The following is a 22,346-nucleotide window of genomic DNA, read 5'->3' as shown; positions in this document are numbered from 1 at the left end:
CTACAACTCCTTTATGATTTAAACCGATCCATTATCTGAAAATAAAATAAACAGCGCCGGCGAGGCAAAATCCGGCCCATAAATAGTCCAGTTTGAGCGGCGCCCCCATGTACAATACCGCGAAAGGGACGAAGACGCTCAAGGTGATCACCTCCTGGGTGATCTTCAGCTGCGCCAGGGTATAACTGCCGCGATAGCCGATCCGGTTGGCCGGGACCTGCACCAGGTATTCGAAAAAGGCGATCCCCCAGGAGACGACCACGGCTATCAGCCAGTGCCGGTTTTGCAGGTTCTTCAGGTGCGCATACCAGGCAAAGGTCATGAAGACGTTGGAGATGATCAATAGAACAACCGTTCTCATACCGGTCGGCGCTCCTTTTCCAGCTCCTGCACCCAGCCGTTTTCCAAGCCCGCCTCCTCCAAAGCCTCCACCGCTGCGTCATACTCATCGGCGTTAAGTGCCCGATCGATGCCCGGCGTTGCCAAGGCCATATGGGCTGGAAAATATTGGCTCATCAGCGCCACATGGGTTGCCTCTCCAAGGTTTTCGGCAATCCAGGGGAGTGTCTTGGTGCTTCCCGCCTGCTGGTTCGGCAGAACCAGGTGCCGCACGATCAAACCACGGGTGCCGATGCCTTCATCATCAACCTGCAGGTGGCCAACCTGGCGCAGCATTTCGCGCACCGCCAGACGATTGATCCCGGCATAACCCGGCGCGCCGGAAAGGGCTCTGGCGGGAGCATCATCCGCATATTTCATGTCCGGCAGATAAATATCCACAACTCCGTCGAGCAGCTGCAGGACATCCACGTTCTCATAGCCGTTGGAATTCCAGACGATGGGAAGATTGAAGCCTTCCTTTATGGCTATGTACAGCGCAGCCAGAAACTGGGGCAGAAAATGGCTTGGCGTAACCAGGTTGATGTTGTGCACCCGTTGCCGTTGCAGCTTGAGCATCTTCTCTGCCAGCTCCCGGATGCTCAGCTCTCCACCATTGCCCAGTTGGCTGATGGGGAAGTTCTGGCAGAAGCGACAGGAGAGGTTGCAGTTGGAAAAGAAGATCGTTCCCGAGCCGCGGCTGCCGGAGATTGGCGGCTCCTCTCCCCGATGGACATTAGCCGAGGCAATTTTGGGCAAAGCACCGCTGCGGCAGATCCCAGTTTCTCCGGACAGCCGGTTGATCCCACAGTCATGGGGGCAGAGATCGCAGCTCTGCAGCCGTTGCCATGCAGCGCAGATGCGCTGTAGCAATTCACCAGATTGAAAAAGATCGAGGTAGCTCATCGGTGAGGAGTGAGGCGCGAGGAGTGAGGTTTGATCCATTGTCTTTTCCTCACACCTCACTCCTTACTCCTTACAGTGCCTTATGGCATTCCATCAATTGGGTAAACCGCGCAAACAAATAGTGTGAGTCGTGCGGCCCCGGCGACGCCTCCGGATGATGCTGGACGGAGTATATGGGCAGTTTGCAGTGCCTGATGCCCTCGACGGTCTGGTCGTTCAGGTTCTCGTGCCCCAGACAGGCCACATCACCCAGTGAATCCAGATCGACGGCAAAGCCGTGGTTCTGGGCGGTGATCTCCACCTTGCGCGTTTCCATATCCATGACCGGCAAGTTGGAGCCGTGGTTGCCGAATTTCAGCTTCACGGTTTTGCCACCCAGGGCGAGTCCCAGGAGCTGATGACCCAGGCAGATGCCGAAGATCGGCTTCTTGCCGACGAACTTACGGATCTCTTCCTGCACCTTGACCAGGGGCTCCGGATCACCGGGGCCGTTGGAGAGAAAGATGCCGTCCGGGTTCATGGCCAGCGCCTCCTCCGCCGGGAAGGTGGCGGGAACTACCGTCACATCGCAGCCCGCATCCACCAGGCAGCGGAGGATGTTGTACTTGATGCCGAAATCGTAGGCCACCACCTTGTACTTGAGGTTTTTCGGATCGACTTCCGGGTAGCCCCCCTCCAGGTCCCACAGCCCCTGGGTCCAGTGATATGGCTTGTCGGTGCTGACGCCGGAAGCCAGATCCAGGCCGGCCATGCTCGGGATCCCCCGGGCCTTTTTCACCAGGCTCTCCGGATCGAAATCTGTGGTGGAGATGATGCCGTTCTGGGCACCATGGTCTCGCAGGTGCCGGGTCAGGGCGCGGGTGTCGAGCCCCTGGATGCCAACGACGCCGTTTTCCTTCAGATAGGCATCCAAGCTCATGGTGGCGCGCCAGTTGGAGTAGTGGTCGTGGTATTCCTTGACGATGAAGCCGGAAAGATAGAGCTGCTTGCTTTCGATGTCTTCCGGATTGATGCCGGTATTGCCCATCTGGGTGTAGGTCATGGTGACCATCTGCCCCTTGTACGACGGATCGGTGAGAACTTCCTGGTACCCGGTCATGGCGGTGTTGAAGACCACCTCGCCGGTTGCTTCCCCCGATGCGCCGAACGATCTGCCTTTGAAGATGCGCCCGTCGGCGAGCGCCAAAACTGCTTTCATCTCTATCTCCCTTGCTTCAATAGCCGCTGCTACTGTTCGATTATCTTTTGAATACCACTTTCCCGCCTACGATGGTGTAGGCGGCAACACCCTTCATCTTCTGGCCGAGGAAGGGGGAGTTTTTCGATTTGCTGGCGAGCTTGTCCGCTTCTACCACCCATTCCGCTTTGGGGTCGATGATGGTGACGTCGGCTGGGGTTCCTGCTTTGAGTGTCCCCCGGTCGAGCCCCAGGATCTGTGCCGGTTTAACAGCCATCTTTTCAATCAGGGCCTTCATATCCAGCACCTTGTCTTCCACCAGCTTCAGGGAGAGGGGGAGGGATGTTTCCAGGCCGATGATGCCGTTCATCGCCAGGTTGAATTCAACATCCTTCTCGTCCAGGTGATGGGGGGCATGGTCGGTGGCGATGGCGTCGATGGTGCCGTCGGCCAGACCTGCCTTGATGGCGGCCACGTCGTCTGCTTCCCGGAGCGGCGGGTTCATCTTGGCGTTGGTTTCATAGCCACGCACAGCCTCGTCGGTGAGGGAGAAATAGTGGGGTGCGGTTTCGCAGGTAACCTGCACGCCGCGCGCTTTGGCGTTCTTGATGATCCGCACCGATCCTTTGGTGGAGATGTGGGCGATATGGATGGGGGAATTGGTGAACTCTGCAAGATAGACGTCGCGGGCGACGGCCACATCCTCTGCAGCCCAGGGAATTCCCTTCAGCCCCAGCTCGGTGGCGGTGAATCCCTCGTTCATCACCCCTTCACCCAAAAGTGCCAGTTCCTCCGAATGGGTGATGACCATAATCCCCATCCCTTTGGCATACTCAAGGGCCCGGCGCATGAGCTCGGCGTTGACCACCGGACGGCCGTCATCGGAAACGGCGACGCAGCCCGCTTCCTTCAGTTCTCCCATCTCGGCCAGATTCTCTCCCTTGCTCCCCTGGGTAATGGCTCCCACCGGGAAAACATTGACCAGGGCTTCTGCCTTGGCTTTGGTCAGGATATAGGAGGTGATGGCCTTGTTGTCGTTGACCGGCTTGGTGTTGGGCATGCAGGCAACGGAAGTGAATCCGCCGGCTGCGGCAGCTTTTGAGCCGGTGACGATGTCTTCCTTGTATTCCAGCCCCGGATCGCGCAGATGGACGTGCATGTCGATCAACCCCGGCGTGACCACAAGCCCGGCGGCATCGATCACCTCGGCGCCGGCGGGGGCTTTCAATCCTTTGCCCAGTTCCTTGATGGTGCCGTCCACCACCAAAAGGTCCTGAGTTTCATCGATGTTCTGCGACGGGTCAACAACCCGCCCTCCTTTTATCAGCAAGTTCATAGTTTCACCTCTTGTAAAGGTTCTATGTTCTAGGTTCTAAGTTCTATGTTTCAAGCTTTTTAACCTTGAACCTAGAACTTAGAACATAGAACGGTTTTTATTCAGTAGGCAGTTCGCCGCCACTCACATGATATAGCATGGACATCCTCACGGCGACGCCGTTTTCCACCTGCTTGAGAACATGGGACTGGTCGCTGTCGGCAACATCCGAGTTCAGTTCGACGCCCCGGTTGATGGGGCCCGGGTGCATGACCATGGCGTCCTTCTTCGCCAGCTGCAGCAGGTTTCTGTTCAGGCCGAAGTAGCGGGAATACTCCTTCATGGTGGGGAGCAGGGTCTTCCCCTGGCGCTCCAGCTGGATGCGCAGCATCATCACCACGTCCGCACCATCGACCGCCTCGCGCATGTCTTTGCAGACGGTGACGTTGCCCAGCCGCTCGATACCTGGGGGCATCATGGTCGGTGGGCCAGCGAGAAAGACGTTGGCGCCCATCTTTGTGAGGCCGAAGATATCGGAGCGGGCCACACGGCTGTGGGTGATGTCGCCGACGATGGCGACCTTGAGTCCTTCCAGCTTGCCGTATTTCTGGCGCATGGTCAGCATGTCCAAAAGCCCCTGGGACGGGTGCTCGTGGGCTCCGTCACCGGCGTTGATCACCGAGCAGGAAACCCGCTTGGCCAGATAATGGTGAGCGCCGGAGATGGAGTGGCGCATGACGATGATGTCCGGCTTCATGGCCAGGACGTTGCGCGCCGTGTCGGAGAGGGTTTCTCCCTTGGTCACCGAACTTGTCGAGGCGGTGATGTTGATGGTATCGGCTGAAAGCCGCTTGGCAGCTATTTCAAAGGAGGTGCGGGTGCGGGTGGATGCCTCGTAGAAGAGGTTGACTACTGTTTTGCCGCGCAGGGTCGGCACCTTCTTGATGTCCCGGCTGTTGATCTCCTTGAGGTTCTCCGCCGTGGAGAGCAGCAGCTCTATTTCTTCCCTGGTGAGATCCTGCAGCCCAATGATGTCCTTGTGCTTGAATGCCATTATTCCCCCCTTTTCAGACGTTAACCGGTACGACGGGCTACTTTTCCAGAACTACTTCGACAGGCTTGTTGGCGGCGTCAAAGGCGACGGTAATGTTTTCCTTCAAGCTGGTGGGCACATTGCGCCCGACGAAGTCGGCCCTGATCGGCAGGTCGCGATGGCCCCGGTCCACCAGCACCGCCAGCTGAATGCACGATGGCCGGCCGTGGTCGATGATGGCATCCATGGCCGCCCTGATGGTGCGCCCGGTGAAGAGCACGTCGTCCACCAGCACCACCTTCTTTCCTTCGATGGAGAAGGGGATATCCGTTTTACCCACCGGCAGGTGCTCAGCGTGCCCCTTGATATCATCCCGGTAAAGGGTGATATCTACGGCGCCGACGCCGACCTTTTCCCCCTCGATCTCCTCCAGCCTCAAGGCCAGCTCATGGGCCAGATGAACTCCGCCGGTGCGGATGCCGACCAGCACCAGGTCCTTGACCCCTTTGTTGCGCTCCAGCACCTCATGGGCAATGCGGGTGAGGGCTCTTTTGACGCCGACGCCATCGAGAATTACGGTGTTTTCGGTTCCCACTTTGGCACTCCTTTCTCACATCAGATTGGTGCAGCAGGGTCGGCACAGCCGATGAACGGGCATGAAAAAAGAGCCTCCCGCGCAAAAGACGGAGAGGCTCTTCACAAGTAGATATCTTGGGAGTTCTCTCTTCATCACCTTTGCTAACCTCACGGGGCTAAATTAAAAGGGGAGTATGAGTTGAGTCGTTGGAAGGTACCATCCTTGCCGTCAGGAGTCAAGAGAGAAAACCGATCAAGCGCCAATGGTATTGCCAGACATTAATGATTATTTGACCCTGATTTTGCCAGAAGCTGGATTGAATCCCGTAGCTTTTTTCACCTGTCCCGGAGGCGCATATCCCCTGTGGTGCATGCATCCTGAGATAAACAGGCTCCCTACCATTACCAGGCAAATTATACTGCGCATAAGTAAAGCTCCTTTCCTGAAGAAGCCCTGTCGAAAGACTTCTTCCAGACAAAATATAAACCTGCATCATTGTAGCACAGGACGGGCTGCCGCTTGGCAGCAGCACCCGAGGGTCGAATATGTCTGATTACTTATTAGCGCCCCTCTTTCTCCGTAGATCCATAAAGCGCTTTGGCCTGTTAGTCTCACAGAAGTTACCGATCCCTTTTTTAATGACAAGTGCTGTAAGTCCAATGGCTAAAGAGGGAACAAAGATTTTAGAATCAGCTAGAACTGCAATAACGGCATTGGCCACGAAGCCTCCATTGCAAAGAGCATTAAGGCCCCCATGTACCCAAGCCTTATATGTTTCAGAGTTCTCATCGCAGACGTAGCCGTACAGCTTTCGTTTTACGCCTCGGAAAAGAATTTGTGAGACTTGACGATTCTTTACTACATCAGCTGAGCTCGGCAGGAGAAGTCTGGTCTCGTGGGGCAGGAGCTTACGTGAAAGTATGTCGACCTTCAGGATGAATTCTTTTACTTGTTGGGGGATTCGCGCCCCCAACTCCTCCTCAATGTCTTGCTCATTGAGCCCCTTTCTAAGCATGTTCAGGGCATCCTGGTGAATCTGTGCCTCATGCATTACTTCTGGGTGCACTTTGGCCAATGCCGCAATAGCGCCTTCTTGGTCAAAACGGTCAATTGCTTCACGACGGAAAATGTCACGTTGTGTTTTAGAGCTTATAATGTTCTCATTGCGAAGAGCTTCTGCCATAAGTGGTTCAGCTAATAGCAGATCCTGACAACGAAGGTGAGTTACTGCCAACAATACTGTAGCTTCTAAAAAGAGGCGTGTATTTCTGCTGGCCTCGCGCCGAACAAAGCTGAATCCTTGTTTCGCAGTGTCGAGATCCCAAGCTTCAAGTGCCGATTCGTATAATTTAAGATAGGCCTCAAGAACTCTATGCCTGTGCTGGTAACGCTCCAAGACAGGGCGGAGATCATCAAGTGCCATCTTTGCCTTTTTTAAGTCCCCAGACTCTGCTGCATCTGCCAAAATATTCTCTAGCCGATGAACTCGCTCAAGTTGCTGTTCCGGGATTTTAATTGGCCTACTCATTCCTTATCCTTTATCCAATGACAGGGCAGTTGACTCTGGGGAAATTCCGGGAATACCTTACTTAATTGCACTTCCCCTTTGGCCTGGCTTGCACCGGTTCAATGGTCGATCTAGGTCTGTTTCCAATCGTTTCCCCTTACTGAATCCCCACAGCCGCTGTGGCCGTGGGTCCACTGCCCGTGAATTGGTGAACTTCCCCGCAAAATCCTCGTCCCCAGCAGGTCCACTAATCGGGCACCAATCCGAAAGTGTCAGCCACCACCATCACTACACCAAAAATGTGGTCATCTCAATTGGAAAATTAAAAGAATTGTTAATGGTCTGAATTGTAAAAGGAAAGAAAGTGGAAATGCAAAACGGCCGGGTGCTGATGACCCGGCCGTGGTAGCTGCTTTATAGTTTCAGTTCTCGATTTTGACCCCCAGCGCCGCCAGGTATTCGGCGCGATTCCAGGTGGTGATGCAGGAAGGTGCTTCCTCGTCCGGTTCGCAGAGGTAAATCTCGTGGCCGGGATAGCCGGTGATGCGCATGCCTGCTGAGCGGAGCAGGGCTTCCACGGCGGCATGGTTGGGTATCCACCAGTTGGTGGGGTCACCGGCGAAACGGTACTCGATGAAGGCCATCTTTGGCCAGCCCGGTTCCTGGAGCGAGGCCCGTTCGTTGATGGGGTGGTCCACCTGCTTGTAGATCTCCTTGCCGGGCATGGCCAGGGTCTGGAAGACCATCATCCCCTTGACCCGCTGGGCGACGATATCCAGGGCGAGCAGTGGGTAGCGGAGGTGGTAAAAGACCCCCATGAAGAGGACCAGGTCGTACGTGCCGCTCTCCCGTGCCAGGTCGTAGACCTGCATCTGCCTGAAATTCACCCGGTCCTGGAGCCCGTATTGCCGAGCCGCCCAGTTCGCCTGTTCCAAGTAGCGCTGGTCGATGTCGATGCCGGTGACCATGGCGCCGCGTTTGGCCAGCTCGAAGGTGTAGAATCCGGCATTGCAGCCGATATCCAGGGCGCGGCAGCCGCTCAGGTCTTCGGGGATGAAGGGGGCCACCTGCAGCCACTTGAACCGGGGGAAGTCCCCCAGGAAATGGTCCGGCGCGGACTGGGTGCCGTCCTCGAAGTGGAGGTTGTGGAACCAGGGGGATAGGGCCTTTATCTTATCGGCAATACCGTTAGAGTCGGCATAATCCATAATGGGTACCACCTGACAGGGGAAGTTTACTCCTGAAGTTTTCGCAGCCGGCTATGTAATTCAAGAGTTCAGTGGCACGGCGTACGGCGCTGTGGGAGCGGAGCGCCCTTTTGCGGGCGCGCTGGCCGATTGCGGCGCGATCCTCATCGGAAATTTCCTGCAGATACGCCAGCACCTCGTTGGCTGTCGAGGCAAGGAGAATCTCCTCTCCGGGAATGAAAAACTCCTCGATGCCGGGCCACTGGTCGCTGATGACCGGCACGGCGCAGGCTGCCGCCTCGAACAGGCGGACGCTGGGAGAATAACCGGCCTGGATCATGTATTTCCGGGTGACGTTCAGGGTGAAGCGCTGGGCGGTATAGAATTCCCGGTGCCGCTCCGGGGGGAGGTGCTCGATGTGCTGCATGTTTTCGGGCCAGGTGAGCCCGGCCGGATATTGGGCGCCGGCGACGACGAAGCGCCCTTCTTTCCACTGGGCGGCCGGTTCGCAGAGCATGCGCTCCAGGGGGGGCTGTCTGTCGGTGCTGTAGGTGCCCAGGTAGCCCAGGTCCCACTTGACCTCCTGCTGCAGGGGATAGTGCACCTCCGGGTCCACCGAGCAATAGAGCGGCAGCGCTTCCCGTGCCCCGTACTGCTCCTTGATCCGCTCCAGAATAGGGCCGCCGGTAAAGGAGAGGTAGAGCCGGTAAATGGGGATCAGCTCGGGGATCAGATATTCGCAGTCCCCCCGTTCCAGTTTTGCCAGGGTCACCGGGGTGTCGATATCGTAGAAAGCGGTGATTCCCTTGGCCTTGCGGGTTACCCATCTGCCGATCTCGATGCCGTCCGGCACATAGGAGCCGACGATGACACAATCCGCTTCCGTTATCTCCCGGCCGTAGTCCCCCAGGAGCAGATCCACCGAGTTATAGAGCACGGTCCGACAATAGGGGGGGGAAGGGAGGTCGCGGTTGGCAGCATACCAGGGCACATCGCGTTCCAGGAACAGGACTTCATGGCCGAGCTTCGCCAGTTCCCGCACTAGCCCCCGGTAAGTGGTGGCATGGCCGTTTCCCCATGAGGATGTAATGGACAGACCGAAGATGACGATTTTCATGCTGCTCCTCCTGCAAAAGAATGGACATTGACAGTTTCTTCCATAAAGATCGCTTCCACCTCTCTCGCCCGGTGGGCGTAGGTATGTTCGGCCCGTGCCCGGGCAAAGGCATGGAGGCCAATGATGGAGGCCTCCTTTACCGTCAGGCGCTCCAGGATATGGGCCACCTGTTCCCCCGAATCGGCCACCAGTATCTCCTTGCCAGGTTCGAAAAACTGCTCGACGCCCTGCCAGTTGTCGGTGACGATGCAGGTTCCGGCGCCTGCCGCCTCGAAGACCCTGGTGGCGGGGGAAAAGCCGTTTTTTGCCATGCTGTCCCGGCTGATATTGAGCACCGCCAGAGGACTGCAGTTGAAGGCGTTGTGATGGGCCGTTCCCAAATGCCCCAGGTAAGCGACGTTTTCCGGCCGCTCCTTATCTTCCCAGCCGCTCCCCGCCAGGAGGAATTTCTTGTTTGGAAGCATGTCGGCGGCCTTGAAAAAGAACTCCTCCACCCGCTTCTCCCGGTCCGGCAGCCGATTGCCCAGAAAAGCCAGGTCGGCACAGAAATTATGATTCGAGGGGGCCGGATGGTGGGTATCCGGGTCCAAGGCGTTGTAGATCGGAATGCACTCCCTGGCGCCGAGCGCGCTGTAGCCGGCGACGACCGGATCGCCGCCGCCATAGGTGAGGATCAGGTCGTAGGCGGGGATGAGGGGGCGGAAGGGGTCGCTGGGATTGCCGGCAATCCTCTCCAGGGTGGCCGGGGCATCCACATCCCAGAAAACCACCCGGTTATGGACGTTCTTCAGGGAGAGTACTTCCTTCTCCAGGAGCTCGTCGAAGACCCCGACCCCGCTGGCCTTGACGACGATATCCGCTCCCCTGGCGGCTTCCAGGGAACGAAAGACCCCTTCCTCCGTCGCCGGATAGACCGCGACCTCTGCCCACGGGGGGGCTTCCATATCCCGGTGCTGTTGCCGGTCGAACGCGTCCGGCTCAAAGAAGGTTACCCTGTGCCCCAGACCGTGCAGGGCGCGGATCAGGCCCCGGTAATAGGTGGCTGCCCCATTCCAGTAGGAGGAAACCAGGCTGGAGCCGAAGAAGGCGATGGAGAATCCTTTGTTCATCCGTTACCCCCGATTTTCCGGTCCCGGGGAAGGGTGGTATCCATCCCCAGCTCGGTGCAGATGCGCAGCAGCTCGTCAACCCGATGACTGCAGGTATGGCGCTCCCGGATGGTTTTCAGGCCGTGGTTGACCATCTGTTCGGTTCTCAGGGGCTGTTCCAGGATAGCCTTGATCTGCCGTTCCATGTGGAAGCCGTCCTGGGCGAAGAGCAGGTCTTCCCCTGCGGTGAAAAGGCCGTCGCAGTCCGACCAGGGGGCCGAGATCAGCGGGATGCCGCATGCCAGCGCTTCGAAGGGGCGGATGGTCGGGATGCCGGGAAGGGCGGTGGCGTAAGGGCGACGGGGGATATGCATGGTCATGCGATAGCGGTTGAAGATTTTCGGCACGTCGAAATTCGGAAGCCAGCCGCCATACTCGATGCCGGCCCGGGAGAGAAGCTTCAGTGCCTTTTCCGGGTACCTGACCCCATAGACCATTCCCTTCAACTTCAACCGTCGCACCGGCTCCACGAAAAACTCGCAGATTTCCTCGCTGCGCTCCTCGTCTCCCCAGTTGCCGATCCAGACTACATCCCCCGCATAATCCATGCGGCTGTGGGGATAGAAGACCTGAATATCCGCAGCTTCGTGCCAGACCCAGGCGCGCTTTGTCCAGCCGCTTTTCAGGTAGATATCCCTGATCCTGGTGCCGTAGGCCAGCACTCCGTCGTAGCCGGACAGGTCGTAGGCGCTCATGGAGTCGTAATCGGTGACCGACCGGTGGTGGGTGTCGTGGAAGAGGAGATGGTAATGGCCGTTCCGTTTGCGGTGCTCGCCGATCTTTCGCACTACCTCGTGGTCGTTCCACTCGTGGACGATGACCAGGTCCACCCCGTCCAGCAGCCGGTCCAGGTTCAGGCGATCGGCAACGTACGGTTTTCCGTTCAGGAGCGGGTACATGCGGCGGAACTGCCTGATGGCAATCTCTCCCTGTTCGCGCAGAAGATTACTCAGGCTCCACCCGTCCTTGGGCTCATACACATCGACCTGGTGGCCCCTGCCCAGGAGCTCCGTGGCGATTCCCCTAAGGAAATGGGCATTGCCGTGATTCCAGTCGGAAACAATCGAGTGATAGAACATGGCGATACGCATGACGTTGATTCCTTTCAACCGCCGAAATTCACCGCTTCATCTGCTCCCTGTCCGCGGAGATCCGAATTCAGGGAATTCAGGGACATATAGGCAGCGAAATATTCGGCAGCCATCTTGTTCGGGTTGAAAAAGCGGCTTCGCTCAAAGGCTTTTTCCGCCATTCTTTCCCGTAAATCGCGGTCGTCGCAGAGGGATTGAAGAACATCGGCCAGTGCATCCGTGTCGTCGGGAGGGACGAAGACCGCGGCCCCTTCCCACAGTTCCCGCAGGCTGGGAATATCCCCCAGCACCAGGGCGCATCCCGAGAGTGCCGCCTCCAGGACGGTCAGGCCGAACGGTTCGTAGCGGGCCGGCAAGGCGTATATGGCTGCGGAGGCAAACCAGGGAGCAAGCTTCGCCGGGGGAAGGTTTCCCAGGTGGCTGACATTGTCCAGCAGGGATGCTGCTCCCTCCGGGTGTTTCTCCTCTCCAGCGACGAAGACAGGCCAGGGGAGGGCGGGGGCCAACCCGGCGACGGCTCCGATGTTCTTTGCCTCGTCCCAGATCCTTCCGACGGAGAGGATGAAGTTGATCTTGTTGTCGGGGCGGTATCTCTTTCTGCAACGGCCGTTGTAGATGACCCGGGTATTGGCCAGGGGAAGGTAGCTACCCTCGACGGCTTTCAGCATTGCCATGCTCGGTGCCGCCACCAGGTCCGCCCGGGCCAGCCCACGTGCCACCCGTTCCTTGTAATGGTCGAGCCGCCGGGGAAGCGGTTCTTTCTTAACCGCCCGCCACCAGGAGAGGACACAGGAATGGGCTACCACCATGCAGGGGCAGCTCCAGGGAAGATCGGCATGGCTGTATCCATTCAGATGCACCAGGTCCGGCTTCAGCTCATTGTCCAGGCGCATCAGCCATTCGCCGCACTTCTCCACGTCTTCCCATGGGTCCTCCATCCATTCCAGGCGGAATCCGCTTTCATGGAGGGTGATATTGTGGATGTGGGAGGCTTGGCGCCGCTGCTCCTGGGTGGGGAGCGGCCCCATGGTGGCAAGGGCCACTTCCACGTCGTACTTGGCCAGGCCCCGCGCCAGTTCCAGGGAGTAGTTCCAGACGCCGCCGACGGTGTCCGTAGTCATGAGGATGCGCCGAGGGGACGCCGACGGTTTTCCCGATAAGCCCTGTTTCTGTTTCCAGGCGCTGAATCTTTTCCTCGTTGCAGATTTAACGGCCATAGGCTGCATCCAGTGCTGCTGCGGTCAGCAGGAGATTTTCCGTCGCTGGGGAGAAAGCGCCCCCATGTTGCAGTTGTTCCACCCAGGCCAGTGCGGCCCGTCCTCCCCATTCCTCCGGAGGAACGGAGAGGGTTTCCCGGGAGGTGCCGGTGAAACGTTCCGCCGTGAAGTCGTAAAAAGAGCCGTTGATGTTGCTGAAACGGGCTCCCCCCTTGGTGCCGAAAAAGGTCGATTCGATGACCGCATCCTGGCCTGCTGGGAGGTTCCAGGAGCAGGCGATGCGGACGATGCTGCCGTTTTCAGTCCCCAGCGATGCCACGGCGTAGTCTTCCACCATTCCCGGGCCATTGAGCTTGCTCCCACCCGCGTAGATGGAGCTGGAGACGGCCTTTAGCCGGGGAAAGTCCAGGACCCACAGGGCGAGGTCGATGAGGTGGATGCCGAGATCCATGAGACAGCCACCGCCGGAGAGGGCGGCATCGTAAAACCAGGGCTTGTCCGGGCCGTAGGCATTGTGGAAAACCAGATCGGCGGCGTAGATGTCCCCCAGGCTCCCCGATGTGGCCAGCTGATGGATCTTCTGAAAGCCATCCGTATACCGGTAGGAGAAATCCACCGAGAGGAGCCGGTCCGCCCTGCGGGCAGTCTCCACCACCTGCCGGGTCTCTTCGGCGGTGCGGGCCAGGGGTTTCTGGCAGAAGACGGCGAAACCTGCTTCCAGAGCCTGGATGGCTTGGGTGGAGTGGCCGGCATTGGGGGTGGCGATGACGATGCCGTCCAGAGTCCTCATGGATAAAAGGTCATCCAGGGAATCGACGACAACCGCATCCGGGGCGACCCGTGCCGCCTGCCGTGCATTCTCCGGCGCGATGTCGGCGATGGCGGTAACCTCCGCCGCACCGGAACGGTGGATGGCCTCCATGCGGTGCCGCCCGATCCAGCCGGTGCCGAGAAAGCCCAGTCGCGGCCGGCGGGTGTGACTCTTGCCCATTCGTTTTCCTTTCTTAGGAGATTACATCCGGATTATTCCCTTGATGAACCCTTCGGGGCGTTCGGTCAGTGCCAAGTAGGCTCGATTCAGCTCCATCAGGGTGAAGTCGTGGGTTATCAGGTCGTCGAGGCGGAAGAGTCCTGCTTCTACCGCTTTGATACCTTCCCGGATTCCTTCCAGATAAACATTCCGGTCCCGCTCGTGGGCATTGATCACATCGATTCCCTTCCAGTTCCACTGCTGGAGGTTGACCTGCCGGGGACTGTCCTGGTGATAGCCGGCTATGACGAGGGCGCCTCGTTCCCGGACCAGTTCGCCGGCCAGATCCAGCGGCCACTGAAAGCCGGTCGCCTCGACGACCCGGTCGCAGCCCATTCCATTGGTCATCTCCTTCATGTACTCGACGATCCGGTAGTGGTCGTCCATCCGGACCGTCTCTGCGGCGCCGTATTTCTTCGCCAGATCGAGGGCTGTCTCACGCCTGCCCATGGCAACCACCCGGGCACCTTTTGCGGCTGCCAGCGCCGTAAAGACTATGCCGAGAAATCCGGCACCGATGACCGCAACCGTCTGACCCGCTTCGATGCGGCTGCGGTGAAAGACGTTGACGGCGCAACCGACCGGCTCACCGGGGAAGGCCCTGCCGTCCAAGGAGGAGGGCAGCTTCACCGCCGCTTCGGCCGGGACCAGGTCATACTCGGCGTAAGCCTGTGACGACAGAAAGGTCACCCGGTCCCCCTGGGCGAAGCCTTTGGCAGAGGGACCGATTGCTGCCACGGTTCCCCATCCTTCATGTCCGGGATTTCCGGGGGGGGCTGGATAGGTGAACCAGGGCCTTCCCTGCCACAGGGGCAGATTGGACGGACAGACGCCGCATCCTTCGACCTTTATCAAAAGATCGCCTGGCCCCGGATCGGGTATGGGAACCTGGGTCAGTCCGGCCTGTCCCGGACCTGTGATGACTGCTGCCCGCATGGAATGCATCACGTCATTGCCTCCGCTGCTGCCGAGGGATAGATGGGAGGGGTGGGGAAATCCCTAGAGGTGGTCCGCCTGCCGGTTTTTAGGGAGGCCGCCAGCCATTCGTATAGTTTTTTCACTCCGTCTTCCACGGAATGGCGCGGCTTCCAGCCGGAAATGCGGGAAAACTTCCTGATGTCGGATATGTAGTACCGCTGATCGCCGGTTCGCCAGTCGCCGAAGCTGATGGAAGGAAGGTCGCCATGGATCTCCTGGAGCAGCTGGAGGAGTTCCAGAAGGCTTGCCGACCGCTCCGGTCCCCCGCCGATATTGAAGGCCTGTCCCGATATCCGGGGCATCAACTGCCGGGCGAGAAGGAAGGCATCCACCAGATCCTCCACGAAGAGCAGATCGCGCACTTGGCGGCCATCTCCATAGAGACTGATGGGCTGGTTGCAAAGGGTCCGTATGGCGAAATGGGCAACCCAGCCCTGGTCCTCGGTACCGAACTGATGGGGGCCGTAGATGCAGCTCATGCGGAAGACGGCAGCTTGAATGCCGTAAGTGTGGGCGTAGTCCAGCACGTATTGATCGACGCATCCCTTGGAGCAGCCGTAAGGACTCAGGAAATTCAAGGGAGCATCTTCCCCCATGCCGAAGGACTGCAGGGCAGCATCGACAGGTTCGTAACGCTGGCTCCTCTTCAGCAGCTTCACCCCGTCCATCGCCCCATAGACCTTATTGGTCGATGTGAACAGTAGCGTCGGGGGAGAGGGCGCCTTGCGGATGGCCTCCAGCAGGGCAAAGGCGCCGGCGGCATTGATCGTGAAATCGGCTGCGGGATTTTCCACGCTGGTGGTGACGGCTACCTGGGCGGAAAAGTGAAAGACGTTCTTTGCCTCTGCAACCGCCTGTTCCAAAGAGAGGGTGTTGCGGATGTCGGCAATGCGCACTTCGAGCCGGTCGCCGTATTTTTCCCGGAGCCAGAGCAGGTTCTTCTCCACTCCCATCCGCGATAGGTTATCGTAGATGATGACCCGTTCCCCCGCAGCCAGCAGCCGATCGGCAAGGTTGGTGCCGATGAAGCCGGCGCCGCCGGTGATAAGTATCCCTTTTCCCTTTTCCCCGGGGTAAGCGACCGGAGCGGGAAAACCTTCCGCAATACGGCGAACGGCCGGAAGTCCTCCATCTTCCATGAGCCGGCACAAGAGTTTGGGGGCGCCATCCGACTTGCGCAACCCGAAGAAATACTCTCGCTCGTCCAGATGGAAACGGTTGACTGCGGCAAGGGCCGGATCCAGGTCATCGACCCCGTACCAGTAGATTCTTTCGGCCGGAGCCTGAAGAAAGTCCAGAAATACCCCCATCTGCTTCAGTTCGTCGTGCTGCCAGGTGGAAAATCCCGCTTCCGTCACCCAGATCTGGCACCCGCTTCCCTTGCTGTTAAGTACTTCCTGCACCATCTCGATGTTTTTTCCCCAGCCCTTCCAGGTGTAATCGAAAATGTCGGGAAACCCGTGAATGCCGACCACGTCCACGTAGTCCATGACCCCCAGCTCGAACATGCGGCAGAGCCAGTGGCCGTCCACCGGGCTCATGCCCCCCAGGATGGTCTTTTTACCGCGCTGCTTCATCCAGTAGGCGGCGCCGCCGATCATTTCGCCGAATTTCGTCCAGTGGGGATCAAGGGTCCAATCCCATTCGCTCAGATTGTTGGGCTCGTTCCATAGTTCCACCCATTCGTAATGCCTGCCGAAACGGCTGGTGAACAGGTCCAGGAAGTCGGCGTAGTCCTTGCTGCGCACAGGAGGGGATGAGGTTTTGGGCTCGATGCCTATTGACGGAGGGGTGTAGAGGAAACAGGGGAGAATTTCGACTTCGGCGGCCAAGCGCGGAATCAGCCATTCGTACCAGGCTGTTCCGTCTGCCGTATACCAGTCTGCCCACGACACCCCCGTCCTCAGGCTCCTGATGCCGATTTTTTTCATGAGGGCTAGGACATTCTCGACACGGGCGAACTCGCCCGGCCGGAACCATTCCACGAGGCCCAGATGGGTGGGGAGCGTCTCCGCCTTTTTCGCCTCCTTGGCCGGAAAACTCATAGGGTCAGCCCCCGAGCGGAAAGTTCCGCGTGGGCAATGGGGGCATAATCTTCCGGGATCTGCCCCCGGAGCCATTCCGCCAGCTCCGCCAGCCCCTCTTCGAAGCTCACCAGCGGCCGGTAGCCGAGCAGCGTCTGGGCTGCCGTAATATCGGCGAAGCAATGCCTGATGTCGCCGGCACGGTAATTGTTGGTTATGGCCGGCTTGATTTGTTCGCACTGCAGGAGCTGGGCAAGCTGTTCGAGGACCTCAAGGATGTTGTGGCTGGTGCCGCTTGCCACGTTGAAAACCTGGCCGGAGTCCTGGGAGACTTCCAGGGCAAGCCTGCATGCCTGGGCCACATCGTAGACGCTGACGAAATCCCGTTGCTGCAGCCCGTCTTCGAAGATCAGGGGACAATTGCCGTTTAAAAGCCGCGAAGCGAAGATGGCCAGCACGCCGGTGTAAGGATTTGAAAGGGACTGCCTGGTGCCGAAGACGTTGAAAAAACGCAGGGCCACCACCGGAATGCGGTAGGCGTTGCCGACGATGATGGCCATCCGTTCCTGATCATACTTGGAAAGGGCATAGACCGAGGCGAGATTGGGATTTTTCGACTCGGGGGTGGGAACAGGAATCAAATGTTCCCCTTCATCGTTATAGAGCTCCCAGGTGCCGGTCTTGAGTTGTTCGAGGCTTCGCCGGCCTCCGTGGTACACGTTTCCCCGGCTGTCATGGTAAAGCCCCTCGCCGTAAATGCTCATGCTGGACGCAACGACCACCTTTTCGACCCTGCCGCTGTGGACAATGGCTTCCATAAGCACGGCAGTACCGTTGTTGTTCACAGAGGTGTATCGCTCGATTTCGTACATGCTCTGGCCGACGCCAACCATGGCGGCCAGATGAAATACGGCGTCTATCCCTTCCAGCGCCTTTTTTACCGTGTCGGGATCGCGAACATCCCCTTTGATCAATTCTATTTCCCTATCCAGATACTCGGGTCTGCGCCCTTCCGGTCCGTGGACCTGGGGTAGAAGGCTATCCAGTACACGGACGCGATAACCGCGCCGGAGCAGCTCATCCCCCAAGTGCGAGCCGATGAATCCGGCGCCGCCCGTTATAAGCACGCTGCCACAGGTCATAAAAAATCCTCCTTCGGATTAGGCAGTTAGGGATTTTTTTCCGCCTGGCGGTAAATATATACCCCCTCCATAAGCGGGAGGGGGCGAGGGGGAGGGTGAAGCAGAAGGATGTGAGGTAGCGCCTCACCCCCCCATTCCTGTCCCTCAAAGGGAACGAGGGCGCGGTTTGTAATTAATCATACATAATTAAACATTACCAATACTAGCAGTGTCGGGCTTGGTGTCAAATATTTTTTTGTGGCGGGAGTGTGGTACTATTAAAACATGTTCATTTGAGGGGGGGCTCCATGATAGGTGCCAGAAGACTGCCCGTCGGAGCGGAGGTGATGGCGGATGGAGGTGTGCATTTTCGCGTCTGGGCGCCAAAACATAAGCTTGTGGAAGCCCTGGTGGAGGGTAATCTCCAGGGCGAACCGGTTGAACGCTTCACGGTGCGGTTATCGGCGGAGGGAAATGGCTATTTCTCCGGGGAATCCCGAGATGCAAAACCGGGCGATCTCTACCGCTACCTTCTTGACGGCGGCGGTGCGTTTCCCGATCCCGCTTCCCGTTTTCAGCCCATCGGTCCCCATGGCCCTTCGTGCATCATCGATCCCGCCTACCCCTGGAGCGATACCTTTTGGAGCGGCATAAGCCCCGAAGGTAATGTCATTTACGAGATGCATCTGGGGACCTTTACCTGTGAAGGAAACTGGCAGGGGGCGATAAAGGAGCTGCCCCTCCTTGCTGAACTGGGGATTACCGTCATCGAGGTCATGCCGGTGGCGGATTTCCCCGGCAGGTTCGGCTGGGGGTACGACGGTGTGAATCTTTTCGCCCCCACCAGGCTCTACGGCAGGCCGGACGATTTCAGGGCCTTCGTCGACATGGCCCACGGCTGCGGCCTGGGAGTCATTCTCGATGTGGTCTACAATCATCTGGGGCCGGAAGGGAACTACCTGCAACAATTTTCCGATAGTTATTTCACCGATAGATACAGGAACGAATGGGGAGAGGCGGTCAATTTCGACGGCGAGGGATCCGGTCCGGTCCGGGAGTTTTTTATTGCCAATGCTGCCTACTGGATCGAAGAGTTCCATCTGGACGGTTTGCGCGTCGACGCCACCCAGCAGATTTACGATGCCTCTTTCCGTCACATCCTGGCGTGCATTAACGAAAAGGTGCGGCAGGCCGCGGGGGCCAAGTCGGTCTTCCTCGTGGGGGAAAACGAGCCCCAGCAGATACGGTGCCTGCTACCGGTGGATGAGGATGGCTTCGGCTTCGACGTGGTCTGGAACGATGATTTTCACCACTGCGCCCACGCGGCCGTCACCGGCTATAACGAGGCCTATTACAGCGAATACCTGGGGACCCCCCAGGAGCTGGTCTCGGCGGTTAAATACGGCTACCTGTACCAGGGACAGCGGTATTTCTGGCAGGACAAGCGCCGCGGAAGTTCGACCAGGGGGGTACGCAGATCGGCGTTTGTCAATTTCATCCAGAACCACGACCAGGTCGCCAATTCGGCCTGGGGATTCCGCATCCACCAGTTGACGAGCCCAGGCAGTTTCAGGGCCATCACAACGCTGCTGCTTCTGGCTCCCGGTACACCCATGCTCTTCCAGGGGCAGGAATTTGCCGCGTCCACACCATTCCTCTATTTCGCCGATCTCAGTGCCGAGGTGACCACCCTGGTGCGTAAGGGGAGGGTGGAATTCCTCAGCCAGTTCACAAATATAGCCTCCGCTGAGGTGATCGAGAGCCTGGACAGCCCCGCCGCTTTCTCAACATTCGAGCGGTCGTGCCTGCATCCGGAGGAACGGGAGAAGCATCATCGGATCTTTGCCATGCACCGGGACCTGCTGAGACTCAGGCGTGAGGATGTGGTTTTCAGCGCCGGCGCTTCGTCTTTTGTGGATGGGGCCGTTCTCGGCCCGGAGGGCTTCGTCATCAGGTATCTGTACGGGGAGGAAGAACGGTTGCTGCTGGTGAATCTCGGGCGGGAACTGAAGCTGCGACCGGCGCCCGAACCGCTGCTGGCTCCCCCTGGGAATGGAGTATGGAACGTGCTCTGGTCAAGCGAAAGGCCGGAATACGGCGGTTCGGGCTACCCCGAGCCGGAGACGGAAAACTTCTGGAGAATTCTGGGCCATGCTGCCGTTGTTCTGGCTCCGGCCCCCACTGGAGGAGGATTATGACATCAGTGCGCAGGGAGATGCCTTTCACGGCAGAGAACATGAGCCGGGAACAAGTGCTCCTCAAAAGGGAGTGGCTGGTGACAAACGGCCTCGGGGGCTATGCAGCGGGGACGGTCAGCGGTGCATTGACCCGCCGCTATCACGGTCTGCTCGTTGCCGCCTATCCCACCCCCATGGGACGCAACATGGTTTTCAGCAAGGTTACCGAGCGCCTCAGGTTCGATGACGGCACCATCGTCATGCTGGGGGGCAACGAGAAGGGGGATGGCTCGGTCGAGCTCTTCGGTGCCGATAACCTCTTTTCCTTCGTCCTGGAGGATGGGCTGCCGGTCTGGCAATACCATGTGAACGGGACGGTGATCGAAAAGAGGATCTTTCTCCTGCACAAGCAGAACACCGTCCACGTCAGTTACCGAATGCTGGAGGGGGACCGGCGGGTCAGGCTCAAGCTGCAGCCAACCGTCCACTTTCGCCCCCATGATGCACCGGTGAATACCCCGGCCATCGATTCCTATGTCTTTTCGGCCGTGGAAAACCGCTACCAGATTTCCTCCGGCAGAAAATCACCGCAGCTCAGGCTGGTGCTCCACGGGCAGCATGGGACTTTCACCCTGGAAGAAAAGACCATTCCGGACATCTTTTATCGGATCGAGCACAACCGTGGCTATGAAGACAGGGGGGATCTCTGGACCCCCGGCTATTTCGCCGTCGATCTGGCCAAGGGGGATGACGCCACCCTCGTGGCCTCAACGGAAAAATGGGAAACCATCGCCGCCCTTTCCACCGATGAAGCCTTCAGGTTCGAGAAGGAGCGACGGCGCCTTCTGTTGGCGGCCGCCCATCCGGAAGCGCAGTCGGGCCTGCCGGCAGAGCTGGTTTTTGCTGCCGATCAGTTCATCATTTCTCCCACCGGCAGGGTCGAGGATTATGTTCGGGCCAATGCCATGGGAGACGAGATCCGCACGGTCATCGCCGGTTACCATTGGTTTACCGACTGGGGCAGGGATACCATGATCTCCCTGGAAGGGCTTACCCTGTGCACTGGGCGGCTGAACGAGGCGGGATGGATTCTTCGGACGTTTGCCCAATACATTCGCGACGGCCTCATACCCAACATGTTTCCCGAAGGGAAGGCGGAGGGGCTTTACCATACCGCCGATGCCACCCTCTGGTTTTTCCATGCCCTGGACCGCTACGTGGAGATAACCAGGGACCGGGCTACCCTTGTTCTGATCCTGCCCAAGCTGAAGGAAATCATCGACCGGCACCTGGCGGGAACCCGTTTCGGCATCGGCATCGATCCCACGGATGGCCTCCTTCGCCAGGGGGCTGAAGGCTACCAGTTGACCTGGATGGATGCCAAGGTGGGGGATTGGGTCGTGACGCCGCGCCGGGGGAAGGCAGTGGAGATCAACGCCCTCTGGTACAATGCCCTGCGGCTTCTGGAGAAATGGAGCCGGGAGGAATCCGATGAAAAGCACGCCGCCCAGCTGGGCTCCCTTGCCGACCAGGCGAGTCGTTCCTTCAACAAGCGCTTCTGGTATGAAGAGGGGGGGTACCTCTATGATGTGGTAGACGGTGAGCAAGGAGATGATTCAGCCTGTCGCCCCAATCAGGTCTTTGCCATCTCCCTACGCCATCCGGTGCTGGATTCCTCGCGTTGGGAGCGGGTCATGACGGTGGTGAAAGAACGGCTGCTGACCCCGGTGGGCCTGCGCACCCTGGCCCCGGGCCATCCGGATTACAAGGAGAAATACTTCGGCGACCTGAGGTCCCGTGATGCGGCTTACCATCAGGGAACGGTCTGGCCATGGCTGCTGGGACCTTTCGTGGATGCCTGGCTCCGCTTGCATCCCGATGATAAGCGGGGGGCGCGGGGATTCCTGGAGGGACTCACGGACCAGCTGAACCAGAAATGCGTCGGCAGCATCAACGAGGTATTCGATGCGGAAGAACCCTATTCGCCGCGGGGGTGTGTGGCTCAGGCATGGAGCGTGGCGGAGATGCTGCGATGCTGGTTGAAGACCGGCTGATGAAACACCCCCATCTGCGGCGTTGCCCTCATCCTCGGGGCTGCGACGTACCGGAAGTACGTCTCACCCCTCGCACTTCGGGCGCCTTGCACCTGGGGGCGTTTGATCAGCCTTGGAAGTTTGTGAAACACCCCCATCTGTGGCGCTGCCCAAAAATGGTTCATCCCGGTACTTCCTGGAAATAAAAGGCAGTCGCGACATCGTCCGTTCGCTCTGTCGCCACAGCTGCGGACCTTGCGGTGCCGCCCGCGTATGTGGCACCATACTTGAAGTTGCTGGTTGCCTCTCCGTTCACATGCGGCGGGTGTC

Annotated in this window: 18 protein-coding genes; 2 read left to right on the top strand and 16 right to left on the bottom strand. The window is 58.6% G+C overall.

Translation table 11 applies throughout. The features are described 5' to 3' along the window. Positions 1-31: 31 nt before the first annotated feature. The 16 genes from ML541_RS06115 to ML541_RS06040 all read right to left on the bottom strand — a co-directional run bounded on the left by ML541_RS06115 (position 32) and on the right by ML541_RS06040 (position 17,827). On the bottom strand, positions 32-361 hold the full coding sequence (locus ML541_RS06115) for a DMT family protein (RefSeq protein WP_243371704.1): 330 nt from the start codon (positions 359-361) through the stop codon (positions 32-34). Beyond that, complete coding sequence (locus tag ML541_RS06110) at positions 358-1,284, bottom strand: radical SAM protein (RefSeq protein WP_243371979.1); 927 nt, start codon at positions 1,282-1,284, stop codon at positions 358-360. The genes ML541_RS06115 and ML541_RS06110 overlap by 4 nt, the downstream gene beginning before the upstream one ends. Before the next feature lie 70 nt (positions 1,285-1,354). After that, positions 1,355-2,482, bottom strand: a complete 1,128-nt coding sequence (gene carA / locus ML541_RS06105; protein ID WP_243371702.1) for a glutamine-hydrolyzing carbamoyl-phosphate synthase small subunit — start codon at positions 2,480-2,482, stop codon at positions 1,355-1,357. 40 nt (positions 2,483-2,522) lie between these two features. Then, positions 2,523-3,797, bottom strand: a complete 1,275-nt coding sequence (locus ML541_RS06100) for a dihydroorotase (protein WP_243371700.1) — start codon at positions 3,795-3,797, stop codon at positions 2,523-2,525. 97 nt (positions 3,798-3,894) lie between these two features. Beyond that, complete coding sequence (locus ML541_RS06095) at positions 3,895-4,830, bottom strand: aspartate carbamoyltransferase catalytic subunit (protein ID WP_243371698.1); 936 nt, start codon at positions 4,828-4,830, stop codon at positions 3,895-3,897. A 37-nt stretch (positions 4,831-4,867) separates the two neighbouring features. Beyond that, positions 4,868-5,404 (bottom strand): bifunctional pyr operon transcriptional regulator/uracil phosphoribosyltransferase PyrR, encoded by a 537-nt coding sequence (gene pyrR / locus ML541_RS06090; protein ID WP_243371696.1) that lies wholly within the window; start codon positions 5,402-5,404, stop codon positions 4,868-4,870. 535 nt (positions 5,405-5,939) lie between these two features. Beyond that, positions 5,940-6,914, bottom strand: a complete 975-nt coding sequence (locus tag ML541_RS06085) for a hypothetical protein (protein ID WP_243371694.1) — start codon at positions 6,912-6,914, stop codon at positions 5,940-5,942. Positions 6,915-7,315: 401 nt separating this feature from the next. Next, positions 7,316-8,101: a TIGR04290 family methyltransferase gene (locus ML541_RS06080; protein WP_243371693.1), complete on the bottom strand. Its 786-nt coding sequence runs from the start codon at positions 8,099-8,101 to the stop codon at positions 7,316-7,318. Continuing rightward, positions 8,082-9,197 carry a glycosyltransferase gene (locus ML541_RS06075; RefSeq protein ID WP_243371692.1) on the bottom strand — a complete coding sequence of 372 codons (1,116 nt, stop codon included), beginning with the start codon at positions 9,195-9,197 and terminating at the stop codon, positions 8,082-8,084. The genes ML541_RS06080 and ML541_RS06075 overlap by 20 nt, the downstream gene beginning before the upstream one ends. Continuing rightward, positions 9,194-10,306: a glycosyltransferase gene (locus tag ML541_RS06070; protein WP_243371691.1), complete on the bottom strand. Its 1,113-nt coding sequence runs from the start codon at positions 10,304-10,306 to the stop codon at positions 9,194-9,196. The genes ML541_RS06075 and ML541_RS06070 overlap by 4 nt, the downstream gene beginning before the upstream one ends. Then, a complete protein-coding gene (locus ML541_RS06065) occupies positions 10,303-11,436 on the bottom strand; it encodes a glycosyltransferase (RefSeq protein ID WP_243371690.1) in 1,134 nt (377 codons plus the stop codon). The genes ML541_RS06070 and ML541_RS06065 overlap by 4 nt, the downstream gene beginning before the upstream one ends. Before the next feature lie 14 nt (positions 11,437-11,450). Next, positions 11,451-12,653: a glycosyltransferase family 4 protein gene (locus ML541_RS06060; RefSeq protein WP_243371689.1), complete on the bottom strand. Its 1,203-nt coding sequence runs from the start codon at positions 12,651-12,653 to the stop codon at positions 11,451-11,453. Then, on the bottom strand, positions 12,643-13,644 hold the full coding sequence (locus ML541_RS06055; RefSeq protein ID WP_243371688.1) for a Gfo/Idh/MocA family oxidoreductase: 1,002 nt from the start codon (positions 13,642-13,644) through the stop codon (positions 12,643-12,645). The genes ML541_RS06060 and ML541_RS06055 overlap by 11 nt, the downstream gene beginning before the upstream one ends. A gap of 21 nt (positions 13,645-13,665) precedes the next feature. Next, positions 13,666-14,628 (bottom strand): zinc-binding dehydrogenase, encoded by a 963-nt coding sequence (locus ML541_RS06050; protein ID WP_243371978.1) that lies wholly within the window; start codon positions 14,626-14,628, stop codon positions 13,666-13,668. Next, complete coding sequence (locus tag ML541_RS06045) at positions 14,628-16,706, bottom strand: NAD-dependent epimerase/dehydratase family protein (protein WP_243371687.1); 2,079 nt, start codon at positions 16,704-16,706, stop codon at positions 14,628-14,630. Before ML541_RS06045 ends, ML541_RS06050 begins: the two co-directional genes overlap by 1 nt. Next, positions 16,703-17,827 carry an NAD-dependent epimerase/dehydratase family protein gene (locus ML541_RS06040; RefSeq protein ID WP_243371686.1) on the bottom strand — a complete coding sequence of 375 codons (1,125 nt, stop codon included), beginning with the start codon at positions 17,825-17,827 and terminating at the stop codon, positions 16,703-16,705. Before ML541_RS06040 ends, ML541_RS06045 begins: the two co-directional genes overlap by 4 nt. A 287-nt stretch (positions 17,828-18,114) precedes the next feature. Here ML541_RS06040 and treZ point away from each other — a divergent pair, with 287 nt between their 5' ends. Together treZ and ML541_RS06030 are read left to right on the top strand one after the other, a co-directional pair. Next, positions 18,115-20,004 carry a malto-oligosyltrehalose trehalohydrolase gene (treZ, locus tag ML541_RS06035; protein WP_243371684.1) on the top strand — a complete coding sequence of 630 codons (1,890 nt, stop codon included), beginning with the start codon at positions 18,115-18,117 and terminating at the stop codon, positions 20,002-20,004. Continuing rightward, positions 20,001-22,037, top strand: coding sequence for an amylo-alpha-1,6-glucosidase (locus ML541_RS06030; RefSeq protein ID WP_243371683.1), 2,037 nt, complete (start codon positions 20,001-20,003; stop codon positions 22,035-22,037). Before treZ ends, ML541_RS06030 begins: the two co-directional genes overlap by 4 nt. Positions 22,038-22,346 lie beyond the last annotated feature (309 nt).

Source organism: Geotalea sp. SG265 (assembly GCF_022808985.1).
In the GTDB taxonomy this organism is placed as follows: domain Bacteria; phylum Desulfobacterota; class Desulfuromonadia; order Geobacterales; family Geobacteraceae; genus Geotalea.
The sequence above is the reverse complement of the archived record's forward strand: the minus strand, read 5'-3'. Positions and strand labels throughout refer to the sequence as shown.